This window comes from Rhodanobacter sp. KK11, assembly GCF_033345435.1.
Classification (GTDB): Bacteria; Pseudomonadota; Gammaproteobacteria; order Xanthomonadales; family Rhodanobacteraceae; genus Rhodanobacter.
On record NZ_JAWPMI010000004.1, the window covers coordinates 55,943 to 74,247 of the forward strand.

Genomic DNA, 18,305 nt, shown 5'->3' on the forward strand with positions numbered 1-18,305 from the left:
GCGTGAACTTGACAGTTCGCCACATGCTCAGCAAACTACGCAGCTCCCGCCCGAATAGCTCAGCCGGTTAGAGCACTTGACTGTTAATCAGGGGGTCGTTGGTTCGAGTCCAACTTCGGGCGCCATATGCTAACAAGGGCCGGCAGCGATGCCGGCCCTTGTTCTTTCCGGGTGCCGCGGGGACGGGCACGTGCGCCGGTGCGACGTCATGCCCTGCGGCGCTCTCCGCGGCAACCGCGGTCATTTGCGTATCATCGCGATATATTCCGCCGCGTGTTGGCGTGCCGGCTGCAGCCAGGCGCCATTCGCGTCCGATCCGATCCGTGCGATTGCCAAGGTTCCCCATGCGCCGCAACCATCCGGCAGGTCGCCTGCCCGAACCACCGAATCCGATCGCCGATGACGGCGACGAGACGCACTTTTGCCGCACCTGCGCGTTTTCCGGGGCGTGCATTGCGGAGGGCTACGGCAAGCCGGAGCTGGTCGAGCTGCATTGCCTCGTCGAGCACGTCGGGCCGTTCCATGCCGGCGAGCACATTTTTCGTACCGGCGATCCGTTCCGCTCGATCTTCGCGGTGCGCGCCGGCACGGTGAAGACCAGCATGGTCGATCCGGCGGGGCGCGAGCAGGTGCTCGGCTTCTACCTGCCCGGCGAGGTGATCGGCCTCAACGCGATCTACCCGGACCAGTTTCCGTGCGATGCGGTGGCCCTGGACACCGCCTACTTCTGCCGCTTCTCGTTCCCGGCGATGAGCGCGCTGGCCACGCGCATGCCGGCGGTACAGCAGCGCCTGTTCCGGCTGATCAGCAAGGAGCTGGGCATGGCCACCCTGCTGGCCGGGGACCACAACGCCGACGTGCGCATGGCGGCTTTCCTCACCGACCTGGCCGTGCGCTACGAGGAGCGCGGCTTTTCCGGCACGCGCTTCCACCTCAGCATGTCGCGCGGCGACATCGCCAACTACCTGCGGCTGGCGGCCGAGACGGTGAGCCGTGTGCTCAGCCGTTTCCGCCAGCAGGGCTTGATCGAACTCGAGGGTCGCGAAATGGTCCTGCGCGATCCCGAAAAGCTGCGCGCGATCGGCCGTAACCTGCTCGCGCACTGAGCGCCTTCGCGGTGGCTGTGGCGGCTTGACGCAGTTGCCGTTTTCCATCGGCAGGCATGACTTGCGTCAAGCGCGTTTTTCGGCGTCTCCCTAGTCTGCGCGCAGAAACCACAGGGAGACACCCATGTCACGTTCGTTGTTGCTCATCCTTGCCGCGGCAGGCGCGTTGGCGCTTGCCGGCTGCTCCGGCAAGCCATCTGCGATATCGCCGGTGGGGGAGGCGGACGCCAGCCCCGCTGCGCTCGCCGCCCTCCACGGCGACTTCGGTCCGCCGCAGGGCGAGCCGATCCACGCAGTGCTGACCAGCCCGCCGCACGTGCCGCCGCCGGTCAACCGCAACTACCCGGCGAAGGTGATCGTGGAGCTGGAGGTGATCGAGAAGGAGATGCCGATCTCCGAAGGCGTCAGCTACACGTTCTGGACCTTCGGCGGCACCGTGCCGGGCAGCTTCATCCGGGTGCGCCAGGGCGACACGGTGGAGTTCCACCTGAAGAACGCGCCGGACAGCAAGATGCCGCACAACATCGACCTGCACGGGGTGACCGGGCCGGGCGGCGGGGCGGCATCGAGCTTCACCGCGCCGGGGCATGCCTCGCAGTTCACCTTCAAGGCGCTGAACCAGGGCATCTACGTGTACCACTGCGCCACCGCGCCGGTGGGCATGCACATCGCCAACGGCATGTACGGGCTGATCCTGGTCGAGCCGCCGGAGGGGTTGCCGAAGGTCGATCACGAGTACTACGTGATGCAGGGCGACTTCTACACCACCGGCAAGTACCGGCAGAAGGGCCTGCAGCCGTTCGACATGGAGAAGGCGATCGACGAGCACCCGACCTACGTGCTGTTCAACGGCAAGGAAGGCGCGCTGACCGGCGACAACGCGCTGACCGCCAAGACCAACGAGACGGTGCGGCTGTTCGTGGGCAACGGCGGGCCGAACCTGGTGTCGAGCTTCCACGTGATCGGCGAGATCTTCGACAAGGTGCAGCCCGAAGGCGGCACGGTAGCGCAGCACAACGTGCAGACCACGCTGATCCCGGCCGGCGGCGCGGCGATGGTCGAGTTCCACACCGACGTGCCGGGCAGCTACGTGCTGGTCGACCACTCGATCTTCCGCGCATTCAACAAGGGCGCGCTGGGCATCCTGAAGGTGGACGGTCCGGAGGACAAGACGATCTACTCGGGCAAGGAAGTCGACTACGTCTACCTGGGCGACCGCTCGGAGCCGAACCTGAAGGCGGTGACCACGGCGGCGAAGGCGCATGCGGCCGGCACGCTGACCAAGGCCGAACAGATCGCGGCGGGCAAACAGCTGTTCACCGGCACCTGCTCGGTGTGCCACCAGGCGAACGGCGAAGGCCTGCCGAACGTGTTCCCGCCGCTGGCCAAGTCGGACTACCTGGCGGCCGACCCGAAGCGGGCGATGACGATCGTGACGCACGGCCTGTCCGGCAAGGTCACGGTGAACGGCCACGAGTACGACTCGGTGATGCCGCCGATGAGCCAGCTCAACGACGACGAGGTGGCCAACATTCTGACCTACGTGATCAACAGCTGGGGCAACCCGGGCGGCCAGTACACCAAGGAAGAGGTGGCCAAGGCACGGGCCGAGGCAGCACCGGCGGCAGCGCCGGGGCACTGATTCGGCGCTGTTCCGGGAAAACTGTCTGGAAGCAAAGACGCCCATACGAAACATGGCAAAAAACAACGCCGGCCCTCGTGGCCGGCGTTGTCGTTCCGGCGGTGTGCGTGGCCGCGGCGCGTTGTCACAGCCGAACGCTGCATGAGCGTGGCTTGACCGGAGTCAGGTCGGGCATGCACGTCCGCTTCGAGACTGCCGCCGATCAACAGGGAGCAACCGCATGAACCGAGTACGCAACTATCTTTCGACCGCCTGCCTGCTCGCCATCCTGGCCACACCGGCCTGGGCGACCAACGGAACCGGCGACGCCGGTGGGACGGCCGCACCGGCCGGGCCATCGTGGCAACTGGAATGGGACGCCCGCCTGCGCCACGAGCAGGTCGACGACGACGCGTTCGCGCGCGACGCCCGTGCCGACACCTTGCGCCTGCGCCTTGGCCTGCATGCCGAGTTCGGACATGGCTGGAGCGGCCTGGTCGAGGGCGCCGGCGTGGCCAGCACCGGCGACCGCTACAACAGCGGCGCCAATGGCCGTACTTCGTACCCGGCGGTGACCGACCCGCGCGGCGGCGAGTTCAACCAGTACTGGTTGCGCTGGCAGGGCGAGCAGTTCGGCGCCACCGTGGGCCGCCAACGACTGCTGCTGGACAACCAGCGCTGGGTCGGCAACAGCGGCTGGCGCCAGCATGAGCAGACCTTCGATGCAGTCGAGTTGCGCTGGCAGCCACTGGCGGCGTTGACGCTGCGCTACGACTGGCTCGACCGGGTGCACCGGGTCGCCGGCCGCGATGCACTGAATCCGTTGGCGCGCGAGCGCAAGTTGAATACCCACCTGCTCAACCTGGCCTGGAGCCAGGGTGCGCAGCAATGGGGCGGTTACGCCTACCTGCACGAGGACCGCGACGTGGCCAGCGCCTCCAGCGCCACCTACGGCCTGCGTTGGAGCGGCAAGGCATTGCGCGGCGGCAATGGCCCCGGCTGGACGCTGGAGGGGGCGCGGCAATACGACTACGCCAACAACCCGCAGCATTTCGCGCACAGCTACTGGCTGCTGGAACCGAGCTGGACACAATCCGGGATCACCGCGAAGCTGGGCTGGGAACACCTGGGCGGCAATGGCCGACATGCGTTGCAGACGCCGTTGGCCACGCTGCACGCATTCAATGGCTGGGACGACCAGTTCAACGTCACGCCGAACGGCGGGCTGGAAGATCGCTACGCCAGCGTCGCCGGCAACTTCGGGCACGATGGCCTGGCCGCCAGGCTGAACTGGACGGTGGCGTACCACGACTACCGCGCCGATCGCGGCGGCCGCTACGGCAGCGAGTGGAATGCTTCGCTGGCGGTGCCGCTGGCGCGGGGTCTCAGCGGCCTGCTCAAGGTGGCGGACTATCGCGCCGACGGCTTCGGCCGCGACAGCGCGAAGCTGTGGCTGCAACTGGAGTGGCATGGCCAGCAGGCACTGGCCGGCACGCGTTGAACGGTGCGGCAAGGCGGGCGCATGCGTTGACCCAGGTCAGCGCACACGCCCCGCGACTGCGCTGGAATGCTGCCATGCAAGCCCAGTCATCATCCTCCCGCTCCGTCGACGACGCGGTATTGCCCGAACTCGACCTGCGCTGGCTGCCGTCGCCGGAACCGATGCTGCGCGCGCTGGCGGCTGCCGACGCCCTGCTGCCGGGGCAGGCGACACAGGTACTCACCCCGCTGTTGCCGACGCCGCTGCTCGACGCACTGGCCGCACGCGGCCTGCAGGCGACGGCGTTCGCCTTGCCGACCGGCGGCGCGCGCGTGCTGATCCGCTGCCCGGGCAACGATGACGTCGCTCCGGCTTGAGCAGGCTCCGCCACCCTCGCTGCCGCGGCGCTTCCTGCTCGGTGCGCCGTGCTGGGGTGTGCTGGCCGGTGCGCTGCTGATCGCCGACGGCGACGTCGCGCTGCACGCACGCTGGAATCCCGCCACGCTGGCACTGGTGCACGTGTTCGTGCTGGGCGTGCTGGGCAACGCGATGTTCGGCAGCGTGCTGCAGTTCCTGCCCGCCGCGGCCGGCGTGCGGGTGCGCGGCGGCGCGGCGCTGGGACCGTGGCTGCACGTCCTGTTCAACCTCGGCGTAGTTTTGCTGGTGGCGGGACTGCACCAGGGCTGGCGCAGTGCCCTGGTCGCCGCCGCGATTCTGTTGCCGCTGGCCTTCGTGCTGCTGGCGGCGATGACCGTGCCCGGCCTGCTGGCGGCGCTGGGGCAGCGCCTGCTGCGCGCCGGCTTCGGCGTGGCGATCGGTAGCGCCGTGCTCACCGCCCTGCTTGGCGGCTTGCTTGCGCTGGGTCTTGCCGGCCACGTGGCCTTGCCGCTGGCGCCACTGGCCGACGTGCACGCGAGCTGGGGCGTGCTGGGCTGGGTGGTGGTGTTGATGGCCAGCGTGGCACGGGTGGTGATGCCGATGTTCCAGGGCACCGGCACGCTGCACGCGCCGGTGCAGGCGGTGTGGCTGGGCAGCGTGGTACTGATGCTGTCCGCCGCGGCGTGCGGGCGTCTGGCCGATCGCGGTGGCGCCTGGCTGGTCGGCACGGTGGCCGTGCACGCCTTGCTGTTCGCTGCTGCCGCGCTGTGGCTGCAATGGCGCGCGTCGCGACTGCGCCGCGGCCCGTTGCTGTGGAGCTGGCGCGCCGGACTAATCGTGCTGGCGCTGGCTGCGCTGGCGCTGCTTGCCGATGCGCGCGGCGGCATGCTGGCCGGGGCGCTGGGGCTGGGCATCGCGTTGCCGCTGCTGGTGGTCGGCATGGCGTTGGAGATCGTTCCGTTCGTCGGCTGGATCGAGTTGCATCGGCGCGTCGGTCGTGGCGTGCAGCTGCCCGGCGTGCAGCGGTTGTTGCCTGTGCGCGACAAGACCTGCGTGCTGCTGGCGCAGGTGCCGCTGCTGCTGTTGCCGGCGGCCGCGCTGTGGCCGTCGCCGTGGCTGGCCCGCGCCGCCGGACTGGCGCTGGGGCTGGCCTGGGGCTGCGCGTGGTGGGTGTTGTGCGGCGTGCGGCGGCGTGCCGTGCTCTTCCTGTCGACCGTGCAGCCCCGCCGGTGAACGCCAGTTCGTCCGCTCCCGCTGCGCGCAGCGGCAACGGGGCGGGGCGGTTGACGTGGGTCAAGGCATGCGTCTGGCCGTCACCGCCATGATGCCGCCCACCATGTCCGGCCAGGCTTTCGACACGACCCTTGCACAACGGTACGCTGCATCCGTCTACCGCAGCACGCCTGTCTGAGCCACCCCGTTTCCCTCCACCGAAAAGCGATCGCCATGACCGCCTCTGCAACGCTGCCCGTGCCGGTCTGGCGCGACGAACTCGAACACGAATACGCCGCGCTGGCCGAGCGACTCGAACCGCTGGTGCCGTGCCTGGAGATCCCGCTGCACCTGCCGTGGATCGACGCGATCAACAAGCTGAAGAAGCAGCGCGGCGCGGTGATCATGGCGCACAGCTACCAGTCGCCGGAGATCTTCCACGGCGTGGCCGACATCACCGGCGACTCGCTGGGCCTGGCGCAGGCGGCGCGCGACTGCGACGCAGACCTGATCGTGGTGTGCGGCGTGCACTTCATGGCCGAGAGCGCGAAGATCCTCGCGCCGCACAAGACCGTGCTGATTCCTGACCTGGAGGCCGGCTGCTCGCTGGCTTCGTCGATCACCGCCGCCGACGTGCGTGCGCTGCGCGCGCAGCATCCAGGCGTGCCGGTGGTGAGCTACGCCAACACCTCGGCCGCGGTGAAGGCGGAGTCCGACGCGATCTGCACTTCGGCCAACGCGGTGCAGGTGGTGGAGTCGATGGGCGCGGCCAAGGTGATCTTCCTGCCCGACGAATTCCTCGGTCGCCACGTGGCCGGCCAGACCGGGGTGGAGCTGGTGCTGTGGCACGGTCGCTGCGAGGTGCACGAGAAGTTCACCGCGCAGGAGGTGCGGCACGTGCGCGAGCAGTTCGGCACCCGGGTGGTGGCGCATCCGGAATGTTCGCCGGAAGTGCTGGCCGAGGCCGATTTCGTGGGTTCCACCACCGCCATGGGCAAGTGGCTGGCACGCGAGAAGCCGGGCAGGGTGGCGATGATCACCGAGTGCTCGATGGCCGACAACCTGCGTGCGCAGTTCCCGCGGACCGAGTTCATCAAGCCCTGCAACCTGTGTCCGCACATGCAGCGCATTACCTTGCAGAACATTTACGCCGCGCTGCGCGATCTGAAGCATGCCATCGAGATTCCTGCCGAAACGATCGCGGGCGCGCGTCGCGCGCTGGAACGGATGCTGGCAGTGGGCCGGCGCGAAACCGTGTGAGGCACGCACGTCTGCCGATCGTGGTGGTAGGCAGCGGCGTCGCCGGGCTGGCGACGGCGCTGGCCGCAGCGCCCGCGCCGGTGCGCCTGCTGTGCCGTGCGCACGATGGCAGCGGCAGCGCCAGCGCACTGGCGCAGGGCGGGATCGCCGCAGCGATGGACCCGGCCGACGATCCGGCCGCGCATGCCGCCGACACCTTGCTGGCCGGTGCCCATCACAACGACGTGGCGATGGTGCAGTGGCTCACCCGCGAGGCGCCGGGCGTTGTGGCGTGGCTGCAGGCGCAGGGCGTGCGGTTCGACTGCGACGCCGATGGCCGCTTGCAGCTGGGGCGTGAAGGCGGCCACGGCGCGGCGCGCATCGTGCACGCTGGCGGCGACGCCAGCGGTGCCGCGCTGGTCATGGCATTGCGCGCGCGGGCGCAGGCGGCACCGCACGTCCAGTGGCGTGGCGGCGTCGAGGTTGACGCGTTGCTGCTGCGCGGCGGCTGCGTGGCCGGAGTGCGTACCCTCGACGCGTGTGGACGACAGGCCGAGATCGAGGCAGCCGCGGTGGTGCTGGCTACCGGTGGTATCGGTGCGCTGTTCGCGCGCACCAGCAATCCGCCGGGCGCGGACGGCGTCGGCTTGGCGCTGGGGCTGGCGGCCGGCGCGATGCCGCGCGATCTCGAATTTGTGCAGTTCCACCCGACCGCGCTGGACGTCGCCGGACAGTGTCTGCCGTTGGTCACCGAAGCGCTGCGCGGTGCCGGTGCGCGCTTGCTCGATGCCGGCGGGCAACGCCTGATGGCCGGGCTGCATCCGCTGGGCGACCTGGCGCCGCGCGACGTGGTGGCACGGCGGGTATGGCAGGCGCAACGCGAAGGCACCCGGGTCTGGCTGGATGCGAGCGGCCTGGCGATCGACTGGGCGGCGAGCTTTCCCACTGTGCTGGCGGCGTGCCTGGCGCATGGGATCGATCCGCGCCGCGCCGCCATGCCGGTCACGCCGGCGGCGCATTTCCACATGGGCGGCCTGGCGGTCGACGCCGACGGCCGCACCAGTGTGCCCGGGCTTTACGCGGTGGGTGAGGTGGCCTGCAACGGCGTGCACGGCGCGAACCGGCTGGCCAGCAACTCGCTGCTCGAGGCGGTGGCGTGCGGGCGCCGGCTGGGTGGCGTGCTGGCGGGCCTCGGGGCCCATCGTAGCGAGCATGCTGCGAGTCGCTGGATCGAGCGCGGCGCCGGCCTGCAGGCGGAGCCCTTGGCAGCCTTGCGCGAGCTGCTGTGGCAGGCTGCCGGCCCGGTGCGCGAAGCGTCGCGACTGCGCGATGCCTGGCGCGTCTGCGCCGCGATGGCCGATGCGGGCTGGCAGGCGCGGCTGGCCAAGTCGCTGCTGCGCGCAGCGCGTCTGCGCCGGCGCAGCCTCGGCGCGCACTGTCGCGAGGATCACGGCTGCCCCGTCTGAGGCGTCAGTGTACGATGCGGCGATGTGCCGCACGCTTTCCCGTGCTTGCAGCGGCGCCGGATGCGCCGCCGTCGTGTCCGCCGTTGACTGGAGTCAAGGCGGCGACCGGTCGCGGCTTTCACACTACAGACTCCCCAGCCTGTGAGCATTTCATGACACGCTCTTCTTCGTTCGACTACGAACAGCTGCGCGCCTGCGGCCGCGGCGAACTTTTCGGCGACGGCAACGCCCGCCTGCCGTCGCCGCCGATGCTGATGTTCGACCGCATCACCCACATCGCCAGCGAGGGTGGGGCGTACGGCAAGGGCGTGATCCGTGCCGAACTGGATATCCATCCGCAGTTGTGGTTTTTCGACTGCCATTTCATCGGCGATCCGGTGATGCCCGGTTGCCTCGGCCTGGATGCGATGTGGCAGCTCAGCGGCTTCTTCCTGCCGTGGCTGGGCGAACCCGGTCGCGGCCGCGCGCTGGGCGTGGGCCAGGTGAAGTTCACCGGCCAGGTGCTGCCGAGCGCGAAGCTGGTGCGCTACGAGATCGACATCCGCCGCGTGATGCGCGGCAAGCTGCGACTGGTGATCGCCGACGGCAAGACCTTCGTCGACGATCGCCTGATCTACGAGGCCAGCGACATGCGCGTGGGCCTGTTCCAGACCACCGAGGGTTTTTGAGATGCGTCGTGTCGTAGTGACCGGCATGGGCATCGTGTCGTGCCTGGGCAACCTGCCGGCGACGGTGGCGCACGCGCTGCGCGACGGCCGCAGCGGCATCCGGGCGATCCCGGAGTACATCGAACGCGGCCTGCGCAGCCACGTGGCCGGCGTGCCGCAGATCGACCTGGAGGCGGCGATCGACCGCAAGCTGAAGCGCTTCATGGGTGACGCCGCCGCGTACGCCTACGTGGCGATGCGTTCGGCGATCGCCGACGCGGGGCTGGCCATCGAGCACATCCGCCATCCGCGCAGCGGCGTGATCGCCGGCTCCGGCGGCGGCTCGGCGCAGTGGCAGATCGAGACCGGCGACCTGCTGCGCGAGAAGGGTGTGCGCAAGGTCGGCCCGTACATGGTGCCGCGCACGATGTGCTCGACCGTGTCGGCCACGCTGGCCACCGCGTTCGGCATCCTCGGCCTGAGCTATTCGATCTCCGCCGCCTGCGCCACCTCGGCGCACTGCATCGGTGCGGCCGCGGACCTGATCCGCCACGGCGCGCAGGACGTGATGTTCGCCGGCGGCGGCGAGGAAGTGCATTGGGGCATGACCGCGCAGTTCGATGCGATGGGCGCGCTGTCCAGCCACCACAACGCCACGCCGGCGGCCGCCTCGCGCCCATACGACACCGGCCGCGACGGCTTCGTCATCGCCGGCGGCGGCGGCATGCTGGTGCTGGAGGAATACGAGCACGCGAAGGCGCGCGGTGCGCACATCCACGCCGAGCTGGTCGGCTACGGCGTCACCTCCGACGGCGCCGACATGGTGGCGCCCTCGGGCGAAGGCGCGGTGCGCTGCATGCGCATGGCGATGGCCGGCGTCGACGCGCCGATCGACTACGTCAACACCCACGGCACCGCCACGCCGCTGGGCGACATCGTCGAACTGCAGGCGCTGCGCGAGGCGTTCGGCGAGGCGGTGCCGCCGCTGTCCTCGACCAAGGCATTGACCGGCCATTCGCTTGGCGCGGCCAGCGTGCACGAGGCGATCTACAGCCTGCTGATGCTCAACGAGGGCTTCATGGCCGGCTCGGCCAACATCGACGAACTCGATCCGCGTGCCGAGGGTTTCCCGATCCTGCGCGAGAGCCGCCCGGCGCAACTGGCCACGGTGATGTCGAACAGCTTCGGCTTCGGCGGCACCAACGCCAGCCTGGTGTTCGCCCGGGTCTAGGGCCGTAGCGAGGCAGCCACCGGTTCCGTCCCGGCGCGCTGCGGTCCGGACAGGTCACGCGCGCTGCACGCGGCGGTCCGTGGCGATGTTCCCTGCTTTGTAGTGAAGGCGCGCGAGCTCTGCTACTCCCCCTGCTTTGTAGTGAAGGCGCACGAGCTCTGCTCCTCCCCCTGCTTGCAGGGGGAGGTTGGGAGGGGGTAAGGCTCTTGCTCTCCGCTCGTCAAAAGAGAGCGACCCCTCCCTCCCAGAAGGAATTCCCTTCGGTCACAGCCCTCCCCTGCAAGCAGGGGAGGGCGCACAAACTCTGCTTGTCCTGCTGCTTTGCAGTGAGGGGGCTCGCGCTTTGTTTGTTCCCTGCTTGCGATAGGGGGCACAGGCTTCGTTCGGCGCCAAGGGCGCCCATCCTGCCTCGTGCCTGCGTGCGCTCAGCGACCGCGCGCCGTACCGCTTCGCTTCGCCGGCTTGCGCACGGTGGGGGCGCAGTAGAGCCCGTACAGCGTGTCGATGATGGCCTGTGCCGGCCCTGGCGGCAGCGAGTACCACACGTTCTGCGCCTCGCGCCGGGTATCCACCAGGCCTTCCTCGCGCAGCCGGGCCAGGTGCTGCGAGAGCGCCGACTGGCTCAGTTCCGGCAACTGCTCGTTGATCTGCCCCACCGACATCTCGCCGTCGGCCAGCAGGCACAGCATGCGCAGGCGCTGCGCGTTGCCGAGTGCCTTGAGCAGGCGCGAGGCCTCTTCGGCGTTGGCATGCATGAGCGCCATGTCGGCGTGGGCGAGGGTGTTCATGGGCATCCGGTTGGTTGGGGCCAGCGGCTTGACTTTACCACATCAATCTAATTAAGATAAATCTAATTTAGGTAGTAACCATACAAGCGAGAAGAGGAACCCGCATGAACGTCGACCGTTTCGTCCTTGGTTTCGCCGGCAGCATGGTGCTGGCCGGCATCGCGCTGGCGCATTTCGTGGCACCCGGCTGGATCTGGTTGTCGGTGTTCGTGGGCGCCAACCTGCTGCAGTCCTCGTTCACCGGCTTTTGCCCGCTGGCGATGGTGCTGCGCAAGCTGGGGCTGAAGCCCGGCTGCGCCTTCCCGTCGTAAGCCGATCCGGCACATAGCGAGGTGAGCCATGTACTACGTCGTGGAGACAAACAAGGGCTTCGACCAGGCCGCGGCTGACCTGGAGGCGGCGATCGTCCGCAACGGCTTCGGCGTGCTGCACGTGCACGACCTCGGCGCCACCTTGCGCGGCAAGGGCGTGGCGTTCGAGCGCGAGTGCAAGGTGTTCGAGGTATGCAACCCGCGCCAGGCGGCTCGTGTGCTGGCCGTGGACATGCGGCTGAACATGGCGCTGCCCTGCCGCGTGTCGGTGTACACCGAGGCGGGCGGCACCCGCATCGGCATGATCGAGCCGGTGGCGATGCTGGCCATGCTCTCCACCGACCCCGCGCTGGCGCAGGTCGCGCAGGAGGTGCAGGCGGTGGTCATGCGCAGCATCGACGAGGCGGTTTGATGCCTGCCGCCGCGCCGCGCCGATCGGGTCCGCCGGCAACCGGCTCGCCGGCGCCGGCACGGCACCCGCTGGCTTGACCAGGCTCAAGTCGGTGCCCATGCCGGCGGCGCATGCTGTCGATACCTCGGATCAGGAGTCCGTCATCATGAGCGACATCGTCGTTTTGGGTTCAGGCCTCGGCGGCATGAGCGCCGCTTTCGAAATCAAGGCGGCGCTGGGCGCGGCCCACCGTGTCACGGTGGTCGGCGATGGGCGCCAGTTCTCTTTCACGCCGTCCAACCCGTGGGTCGGCATCGGCTGGCGCCAGCCGGCCGACGTGCAGCTCGACGCGGCATCGGCGCTGGAGCGGCATGACATCGCGTTCATCGATTCGCCGGCCAGTGCGGTGCGCCCGGCGGACAACCGCGTGGTGCTGCAGGACGGCCGCGAGCTGGCATACGACTACCTCGTGATCACCACCGGGCCGCGGCTGGCGTTCGACGAAGTCCCCGGACTGGGGCCGCTGGACGGCCATACCCAGTCGGTCTGCACCACGCCGCATGCCGCCGCGGCATGGCAGGCCTACCAGGCGTTCCTGGGGAACCCCGGCCCGGTGGTGGTGGGCGCGGCGCAGGGCGCCAGCTGCTTCGGCCCGGCCTACGAGTTCGCCCTGATCCTCGACACTGACCTGCGCCGGCGCAGGCTGCGCGACCGCGTGCCGATGACCTTCGTCACCAGCGAGCCCTACGTCGGCCACATGGGACTGGGCGGCATCGGCGACTCGCAGGGCCTGCTGGAGCGGCAGTTGCGCCAGCGCCACATCAAGTGGATCTGCAACGCGCGGATCGACAAGGTCGAGGACGGCACCATGCACGTCAGCGGGCTCGACGCGCATGGCCAGGCGCCGGAGCAGCATGCGCTGCCGTTCCGCTATGCGATGGTGATCCCCGCCTTCACCGGTGTCGCCGCCGTGCGCGGCGTCGAGGGCCTGGTCAACCCGCGCGGCTTCGTGCTGATCGACAAGCACCAGCGCAACCCCACTTTCCGCAACGTGTTCGCCGCCGGCGTGTGCGTGGCGATCCCCCCGGTGGAAGCCACCCCGGTGCCCACCGGCGCGCCCAAGACCGGTTTCATGATCGAGTCGATGGTCAGCACGCTGGCGGCGAACATCAAGGCCGACATCGAGAGTCGGCCGGCCACCGCCGAGGCGACCTGGAATGCGGTGTGCCTGGCCGACATGGGCGACAGCGGCGCCGCCTTCGTGGCGCTGCCGCAGATTCCGCCGCGCAACGTGACCTGGGCGCGCGAGGGCAAGTGGGTGCATCTGGCCAAGGTGGCGTTCGAGAAATACTTCATGCACAAGATCCGCACCGGCAACACCACGCCGGTCTACGAGAAATACGTGATGAAGGCGCTGGGCATCGCGCGCATCCGGCCCGGCACGGGCGACGAATGAGCACGACGACCGCGTCCCATCGACGGAAGAACCACATGCAGCGCAAGCACATCACCGGAGGCGTACCTCGTCTCGTCATCGCCGCGTTCGCCGTGGCCGCGCTCGCGGCCTGCGGGCGCACGCCGCCACCGCCCGCCGCGGCGGCACCGCCGCCGCTGGCCGCGCTGACGCTGCACGCGGAGCCGGCGCACGACGAGCAGGCCTGGGACGGCGTGGTGGAGGCGGTGCACGAGGCGGTCATCTCGGCGCAGACCAACGCGCGGGTGACCGAGCTGCCCTACGACGTCAACGACGCCGTGCGCAAGGGCGATGTGCTGGTGCGCTTCAGCGACGTCGAGCAGGCGTCCGCGCAGCGCGCCGCCCAGGCGCAGGTCGCCGCGGCGCAGGCGGCGTACACCGAGGCGGATGCCTCCTACCGGCGCTTCGCCGAGATCTACGGCAAGGGTTTCGTCTCCAAGGCGCAATTCGACGCCGAACGCGCCCGCCGCGACGCGGCGCTGGCGGCGTTGCAGTCGGCGCGGGCGCAGTCCAGCCAGGTCGGCCAGCAGTTCGACTACACCGTGCTGCGCGCGCCGTACGACGGCATCGTCACCCGCCGCTTCGTGCAGGTGGGCGAAGCGGTGCAGGCGGGGCCGCCGGCGCCGCAGCCGCTGATCGCGCTGGCGTCGCTGCAGGATCTGCGGGTCAGCGTGCAGGTGCCGCAAAGTGCGGTCGCCGCGATCCGCCGCTACCGTGCCGCCGAGGTGGTGCTCGACGACGGTCGCCGCGTGGCGGCCGGCAAGCTCACCGTGTTCCCGTATGCCGATCCGCAGACGCACAGCTTCGGCGTGCGGCTGGAGTTGCCCGGCGCCGACACCGGCCTGTATCCGGGCATGACGGTGAGGGTGGCGTTCGCCGGCGGCGAGACGAAGCGCCTGCTGCTGCCGCTGGCCGCGCTGGTGCGGCGTGGCGAGCTGGTCGGCGTGTACGTGCTGGGCGAGCATGGGGCCGTGCTGCGCCAGCTGCGCCTGGGTCACCGCCACGGCGACCGGGTCGAGGTGCTGGCCGGGCTCGACGATGGCGAGCGCATCGCCGTCGATCCGGCCGCCGCGGCGCGCTGGCTGGCCGCACAGCGGCGCGGGGCCGCGCCGTGAGCGTGCCACGGCTCGGCTTCTCCGGCCGCATCGCCCGCGCTTTCCAGGATTCGCCGCTGACCCCGATCCTGGCAATCGCGGCGCTGCTGCTGGGGCTGGTCGCGGTGATGATCACGCCGCGCGAGGAAGAGCCGCAGATCGACGTGACCATGGCCAACGTGATGGTGCCGTTTCCCGGCGCCGACGTGCGCGACGTGGAGAACCTGGTGGCGTTTCCGCTGGAGCAGAAGCTGGCCGAGATCGAGGGCGTCAAGCACGTCTACTCGGTGAGCCGACCCGGCATGGCGGTGATGACGGTGGAGTTCCAGGTCGGCGTGCCGCGGCAGGCGGCGATCGTGCGGCTGTACAACCAGGTGTTCCAGAACCAGGGCTTCGTGCCGCCGGGACTCGGCGTGGGCCCGCCGCTGGTGCGGCCGATGGGCATCGACGACGTGCCGGTGATGGCGCTGACCCTGTGGAGCGACGACCCCGCGCAGGGCCCGGTGCAATTGGCCGAGGTGGCGCACACGCTGGAGACCGAATTGAAGCGCGTGCCGGGCACCCGCGACGTCTACACCATCGGCACGCCGACCCGCGCGGTGGTGGTGGAACTGGACGCGGCGAAGCTGGCCGCGTACGGCCTGACCACAGGCGACCTGTCGAACGCGCTGAAGGTGGCCAACACGGTCGCCCAGGCCGGCGACCGCGTGGGCGGCGACCGCGACGTGCCGGTGACCGCGGGGCGCTTCCTCGCCGACGCGGCGGAGGTGTCGCAGCTGGTGATCGGCCTGAACAACGGCCAGCCGGTATTCCTCTCCGACGTGGCCACGATCCGCCAGGGCGCCGACCTGCCCGACAGCTACGCCTGGTTCGGCGCGCCGGCGGGCAAGGCCGGCCCGGCCACCGGCCATGCGCCGGCGGTGACCATCGTGGTGGCGAAAAAGCCGGGCACCAACGCAGCCGACATCACCGGCGCGATCCGCCAGCGGCTGGCCGCGCTGCAGGGCGTGGCGATCCCCGCCGGGGTGCACGTGGCGGTCACCCGCGACTACGGCCAGACCGCCACCGACAAGGCGGACAAGCTGATCCACAAGCTGATCTTCGCCACCTTGTCGGTGGTGCTGCTGGTGCTGCTGGCGCTGAGCTGGCGCGCGGCGGTGGTGGTCGGCAGCGCGGTGATCGTCACCTTGGCGCTGACCCTGTTCGCCTCGTGGGCGATGGGCTTCACCATCAACCGCGTCTCGCTGTTCGCGCTGATCTTCTCGATCGGCATCCTGGTCGACGACGCCATCGTGGTGGTGGAGAACATCCACCGGCACATGGCGCTGGGCGGGCGCACGTTGCGCGAGGCCATCCCCGAGGCGGTCGGCGAGGTCGGCGGGCCGACCATCCTGGCCACCTTCACGGTGATCGCCGCGCTGCTGCCGATGGCGTTCGTGTCCGGCCTGATGGGGCCGTACATGCGGCCGATCCCGATCAACGCCTCGGCCGGCATGCTGCTGTCGCTGGCGGTCGCGCTGGTGGTCACGCCATGGCTGGCGCTGCGGCTGCTCGGCCACAGCCACCCTGCCGGCGAAGCCGCCACGGCCGCTGCGCACGAGTCGGCCGGCGGCTGGCTGCCGCGGCTGTTCCAGCGGCTGATGACGCCGTTCCTGCACGGCGACCGCGCGCCGCGCCGGCGCCACCTGCTGTTTGCCGCGATGGGCGTGCTGGTGCTGGCGGCGGTGGGCCTGGTGGTGGCCAAGGCGGTGGTGCTGAAGATGCTGCCGTTCGACAACAAGTCCGAGTTCCAGGTGGTGGTGGACATGCCCGAAGGCAGCACGCTGGAGCGCACCAACCGCCTGCTCGGCGAGCTGGCGCAGGAAGTGGCGAAGCTGCCCGAGGTGAAGGACTGGCAGGGCTACGCCGGCATCGCCGCGCCGATCACCTTCAACGGGCTGGTGCGCCAGTACTACCTGCGCAGCGGCCCGATCGTCGGCGACCTGCAGGTGGGCCTGGTCGACAAGAGCGAGCGTTCGCGCCAGAGCCACGCCATCGCGCTGGCCGTGCGGCCGGCGTTGGCGAGGATCGGCGCGCGCTACGGCGCCTCGGTGAAAGTGGTCGAGGTGCCGCCCGGGCCGCCGGTGCTGGCGCCGATCGTGGCCGAGGTGTACGGCCCGGACTACGCCACCGTGCGCAAGGTCGCGCTGGGGCTGGAGCGGGATTTCAAGGCCAACCCGGACATCGTCGACGTCGACACCAGCGTGGAGGCGCAGGCGCCGCGCGACGTGCTGGTGGTCGACCGCGCCCGCGCGGCGCGGCTGGGGCTGGACCAGGCCGCCATCGCGCAGGCGCTGCGCACCGCCCTGTCCGGCGACGACGCCAGCTACCTGATGGACGGCCAGGCGAAGTACGCGGTGCCGATCCGGCTGCGCCTGGGCGCCGGCGACCAAGCGGCGCTGGGCCAGCTGCTGGCCCTGCGCGTGCGGGCGCGCAGCGGCGCGCTGGTGCCGTTGTCCGAGGTGGTCGCGGTGCAGCCGGCGCAGCGCGAGCAGGCGATCTGGCACAAGGACCTGCTGCCCTATGCCGCCGTCACCGGCGACGACGCCGGCGCCACCGACAGCCCGCTGTACGGCATGTTCTCGCTGGTCGGCAAGCTCGGCCACGACAAGGTGGCGGGGCAGTTGCTGCAGCAGCATTTCATCGCCCAGCCGACCGACACCACCGCCGCCTCGGTGAAGTGGGACGGCGAGTGGCAGATCACCTACGAGACCTTCCGCGACATGGGGCTGGCCTATGCAGCCGGCCTGCTGCTGATCTACCTGCTGGTGGTCGGCCAGTTCAGGAGCTACCTGGTGCCGCTGATCATCATGGCGCCGATCCCGCTGACCGTGATCGGCGTGATGCCCGGGCATGCCCTGCTGGGCGCGCAGTACACCGCCACCTCGATGATCGGCATGATCGCGCTGGCCGGCATCATCGTGCGCAACTCGATCCTGCTGATCGACTTCATCAACCACGCGCTGGCCGCCGGCCAACCGTTGCGCGATGCGGTGATCGAGGCCGCGGCGGTGCGCGCCAAGCCGATCGTGCTGACCGGCCTGGCGGCGATGATCGGCGGCTTCTTCATCCTCGACGACCCGATCTTCCAGGGCCTGGCGGTGTCGCTGATCTTCGGCATCCTGGTCTCGACCGCGCTGACCCTGCTGGTGATCCCGCTGCTGTACTACGCATGGCTGCGGCGCCGGGTCGGACCGGATGGCCGTTTGTCGCAGGCGCCGATGGCGGTGGTGCCGGATTGACGTGGGTCAGCCAATGCCGTCGCGCGGCACGCTAGCCTGTTGCCACCCGCGGCCACCATGCCGCTTGCCGGAGTATTCCGCATGAAATCGTTCCATGCCGTTCTTGCACTGGCGTGCAGCCTGGGCCTGGCCACGGCCGTGCAGGCTTCCCCCCAGCATGCCCACGAAAGCCATGCGGCGCATGCGGCCACGGCCGCCGCGGCGGTGCCGGCGCAGCGCTGGACGCCCGACGCGCCGCTGGCGGAGGGCATGCGTCGCGCGCACGCGGCGGTGGACCAGCTCGCCCACTACGAGATGGGCCACATGAGCGCGCCGATGGCGGTGGATCGCGCCACCGAGGTCGAGCAGGCGGTGACCTACATGTTCGCGCACTGCAAGCTGGCACCCGAGCCCGATGCCGCGCTGCACGGCATCCTGGTGCCGCTGATGGCTGCGGCACAGACCCTGAAGGCCGATCCGAAGAAAGTCTCGGCGGTGGCCGACATGCGTGCGGCGATCGCGCACTACCCGCAGTACTTCGACGACCCCGGCTGGGACAAGCCGGCGCCGGTCGAGCACGTGATGCACGACGAGCCCTGAGTCGCAG

The 18,305-nt window shown here is 70.0% G+C and carries 16 protein-coding genes and 1 tRNA gene; 16 read left to right on the forward strand and 1 reads right to left on the reverse strand.

Translation table 11 applies throughout. From position 1 onward, the window contains the following. Nucleotides 1–48: 48 nt before the first annotated feature. The 10 genes from R5H19_RS10815 to fabB all read left to right on the forward strand — a co-directional run bounded on the left by R5H19_RS10815 (nucleotide 49) and on the right by fabB (nucleotide 10,380). Nucleotides 49–125, forward strand: a tRNA-Asn gene (locus R5H19_RS10815). Nucleotides 126–344: 219 nt separating this feature from the next. Then, nucleotides 345–1,106 carry a helix-turn-helix domain-containing protein gene (locus tag R5H19_RS10820; protein ID WP_318159012.1) on the forward strand — a complete coding sequence of 254 codons (762 nt, stop codon included), beginning with the start codon at nucleotides 345–347 and terminating at the stop codon, nucleotides 1,104–1,106. A gap of 124 nt (nucleotides 1,107–1,230) precedes the next feature. Continuing rightward, nucleotides 1,231–2,748, forward strand: a complete 1,518-nt coding sequence (gene nirK, locus R5H19_RS10825; protein ID WP_318159013.1) for a copper-containing nitrite reductase — start codon at nucleotides 1,231–1,233, stop codon at nucleotides 2,746–2,748. Nucleotides 2,749–2,968: 220 nt separating this feature from the next. Further along, nucleotides 2,969–4,228, forward strand: coding sequence for an alginate export family protein (locus R5H19_RS10830; RefSeq protein WP_318159014.1), 1,260 nt, complete (start codon nucleotides 2,969–2,971; stop codon nucleotides 4,226–4,228). Nucleotides 4,229–4,302: 74 nt separating this feature from the next. Beyond that, a complete protein-coding gene (locus R5H19_RS10835) occupies nucleotides 4,303–4,584 on the forward strand; it encodes a DUF2249 domain-containing protein (RefSeq protein ID WP_318159015.1) in 282 nt (93 codons plus the stop codon). Continuing rightward, complete coding sequence (locus R5H19_RS10840) at nucleotides 4,565–5,818, forward strand: hypothetical protein (protein ID WP_318159016.1); 1,254 nt, start codon at nucleotides 4,565–4,567, stop codon at nucleotides 5,816–5,818. The genes R5H19_RS10835 and R5H19_RS10840 overlap by 20 nt, the downstream gene beginning before the upstream one ends. Before the next feature lie 213 nt (nucleotides 5,819–6,031). Next, nucleotides 6,032–7,057: a quinolinate synthase NadA gene (nadA, locus tag R5H19_RS10845; RefSeq protein ID WP_318159017.1), complete on the forward strand. Its 1,026-nt coding sequence runs from the start codon at nucleotides 6,032–6,034 to the stop codon at nucleotides 7,055–7,057. After that, the gene (locus tag R5H19_RS10850; RefSeq protein WP_318159018.1) at nucleotides 7,054–8,502 is read left to right on the forward strand and encodes an FAD-binding protein; all 1,449 of its coding nucleotides are present in this window, start codon (nucleotides 7,054–7,056) and stop codon (nucleotides 8,500–8,502) included. The genes nadA and R5H19_RS10850 overlap by 4 nt, the downstream gene beginning before the upstream one ends. Before the next feature lie 152 nt (nucleotides 8,503–8,654). Continuing rightward, entirely contained in the window at nucleotides 8,655–9,170 is a 516-nt protein-coding gene (gene fabA / locus R5H19_RS10855; RefSeq protein WP_318159019.1) for a 3-hydroxyacyl-[acyl-carrier-protein] dehydratase FabA, read from the forward strand. Nucleotide 9,171: 1 nt separating this feature from the next. Then, nucleotides 9,172–10,380, forward strand: coding sequence for a beta-ketoacyl-ACP synthase I (fabB, locus tag R5H19_RS10860; RefSeq protein ID WP_318159020.1), 1,209 nt, complete (start codon nucleotides 9,172–9,174; stop codon nucleotides 10,378–10,380). Between the two features lie 425 nt (nucleotides 10,381–10,805). On the opposite strand, the gene R5H19_RS10865 is transcribed toward fabB, so the two are convergent. Beyond that, nucleotides 10,806–11,174, reverse strand: coding sequence for a metalloregulator ArsR/SmtB family transcription factor (locus tag R5H19_RS10865; protein WP_318159021.1), 369 nt, complete (start codon nucleotides 11,172–11,174; stop codon nucleotides 10,806–10,808). A 98-nt stretch (nucleotides 11,175–11,272) separates the two neighbouring features. Between R5H19_RS10865 and R5H19_RS10870 the strand changes: the two genes are divergently transcribed. From R5H19_RS10870 to R5H19_RS10895, 6 genes are all read left to right on the forward strand, one after another. Continuing rightward, entirely contained in the window at nucleotides 11,273–11,479 is a 207-nt protein-coding gene (locus R5H19_RS10870; RefSeq protein ID WP_318159022.1) for a DUF2892 domain-containing protein, read from the forward strand. 28 nt (nucleotides 11,480–11,507) lie between these two features. Beyond that, the gene (locus R5H19_RS10875) at nucleotides 11,508–11,891 is read left to right on the forward strand and encodes a DUF302 domain-containing protein (RefSeq protein WP_318159023.1); all 384 of its coding nucleotides are present in this window, start codon (nucleotides 11,508–11,510) and stop codon (nucleotides 11,889–11,891) included. Between the two features lie 145 nt (nucleotides 11,892–12,036). Then, on the forward strand, nucleotides 12,037–13,326 hold the full coding sequence (locus R5H19_RS10880; protein ID WP_318159024.1) for an FAD-dependent oxidoreductase: 1,290 nt from the start codon (nucleotides 12,037–12,039) through the stop codon (nucleotides 13,324–13,326). Nucleotides 13,327–13,361: 35 nt separating this feature from the next. Continuing rightward, complete coding sequence (locus R5H19_RS10885; RefSeq protein ID WP_318159025.1) at nucleotides 13,362–14,459, forward strand: efflux RND transporter periplasmic adaptor subunit; 1,098 nt, start codon at nucleotides 13,362–13,364, stop codon at nucleotides 14,457–14,459. After that, nucleotides 14,456–17,719 (forward strand): efflux RND transporter permease subunit, encoded by a 3,264-nt coding sequence (locus tag R5H19_RS10890; protein ID WP_318159026.1) that lies wholly within the window; start codon nucleotides 14,456–14,458, stop codon nucleotides 17,717–17,719. Before R5H19_RS10885 ends, R5H19_RS10890 begins: the two co-directional genes overlap by 4 nt. Nucleotides 17,720–17,800: 81 nt before the next feature. Then, nucleotides 17,801–18,298, forward strand: a complete 498-nt coding sequence (locus R5H19_RS10895) for a DnrO protein (RefSeq protein WP_318159027.1) — start codon at nucleotides 17,801–17,803, stop codon at nucleotides 18,296–18,298. Nucleotides 18,299–18,305 lie beyond the last annotated feature (7 nt).

Coding starts and splice junctions, on each gene's coding strand:
- R5H19_RS10820 (WP_318159012.1), top strand. CDS start 345: ATGCGCCGCAACCATCCGGCAGGTCGCCTGCCCGAACCACCGAATCCG.
- nirK (WP_318159013.1), top strand. CDS start 1,231: ATGTCACGTTCGTTGTTGCTCATCCTTGCCGCGGCAGGCGCGTTGGCG.
- R5H19_RS10830 (WP_318159014.1), top strand. CDS start 2,969: ATGAACCGAGTACGCAACTATCTTTCGACCGCCTGCCTGCTCGCCATC.
- R5H19_RS10835 (WP_318159015.1), top strand. CDS start 4,303: ATGCAAGCCCAGTCATCATCCTCCCGCTCCGTCGACGACGCGGTATTG.
- R5H19_RS10840 (WP_318159016.1), top strand. CDS start 4,565: ATGACGTCGCTCCGGCTTGAGCAGGCTCCGCCACCCTCGCTGCCGCGG.
- nadA (WP_318159017.1), top strand. CDS start 6,032: ATGACCGCCTCTGCAACGCTGCCCGTGCCGGTCTGGCGCGACGAACTC.
- fabA (WP_318159019.1), top strand. CDS start 8,655: ATGACACGCTCTTCTTCGTTCGACTACGAACAGCTGCGCGCCTGCGGC.
- fabB (WP_318159020.1), top strand. CDS start 9,172: ATGCGTCGTGTCGTAGTGACCGGCATGGGCATCGTGTCGTGCCTGGGC.
- R5H19_RS10865 (WP_318159021.1), bottom strand. CDS start 11,174: ATGCCCATGAACACCCTCGCCCACGCCGACATGGCGCTCATGCATGCC.
- R5H19_RS10870 (WP_318159022.1), top strand. CDS start 11,273: ATGAACGTCGACCGTTTCGTCCTTGGTTTCGCCGGCAGCATGGTGCTG.
- R5H19_RS10875 (WP_318159023.1), top strand. CDS start 11,508: ATGTACTACGTCGTGGAGACAAACAAGGGCTTCGACCAGGCCGCGGCT.
- R5H19_RS10880 (WP_318159024.1), top strand. CDS start 12,037: ATGAGCGACATCGTCGTTTTGGGTTCAGGCCTCGGCGGCATGAGCGCC.
- R5H19_RS10885 (WP_318159025.1), top strand. CDS start 13,362: ATGCAGCGCAAGCACATCACCGGAGGCGTACCTCGTCTCGTCATCGCC.
- R5H19_RS10895 (WP_318159027.1), top strand. CDS start 17,801: ATGAAATCGTTCCATGCCGTTCTTGCACTGGCGTGCAGCCTGGGCCTG.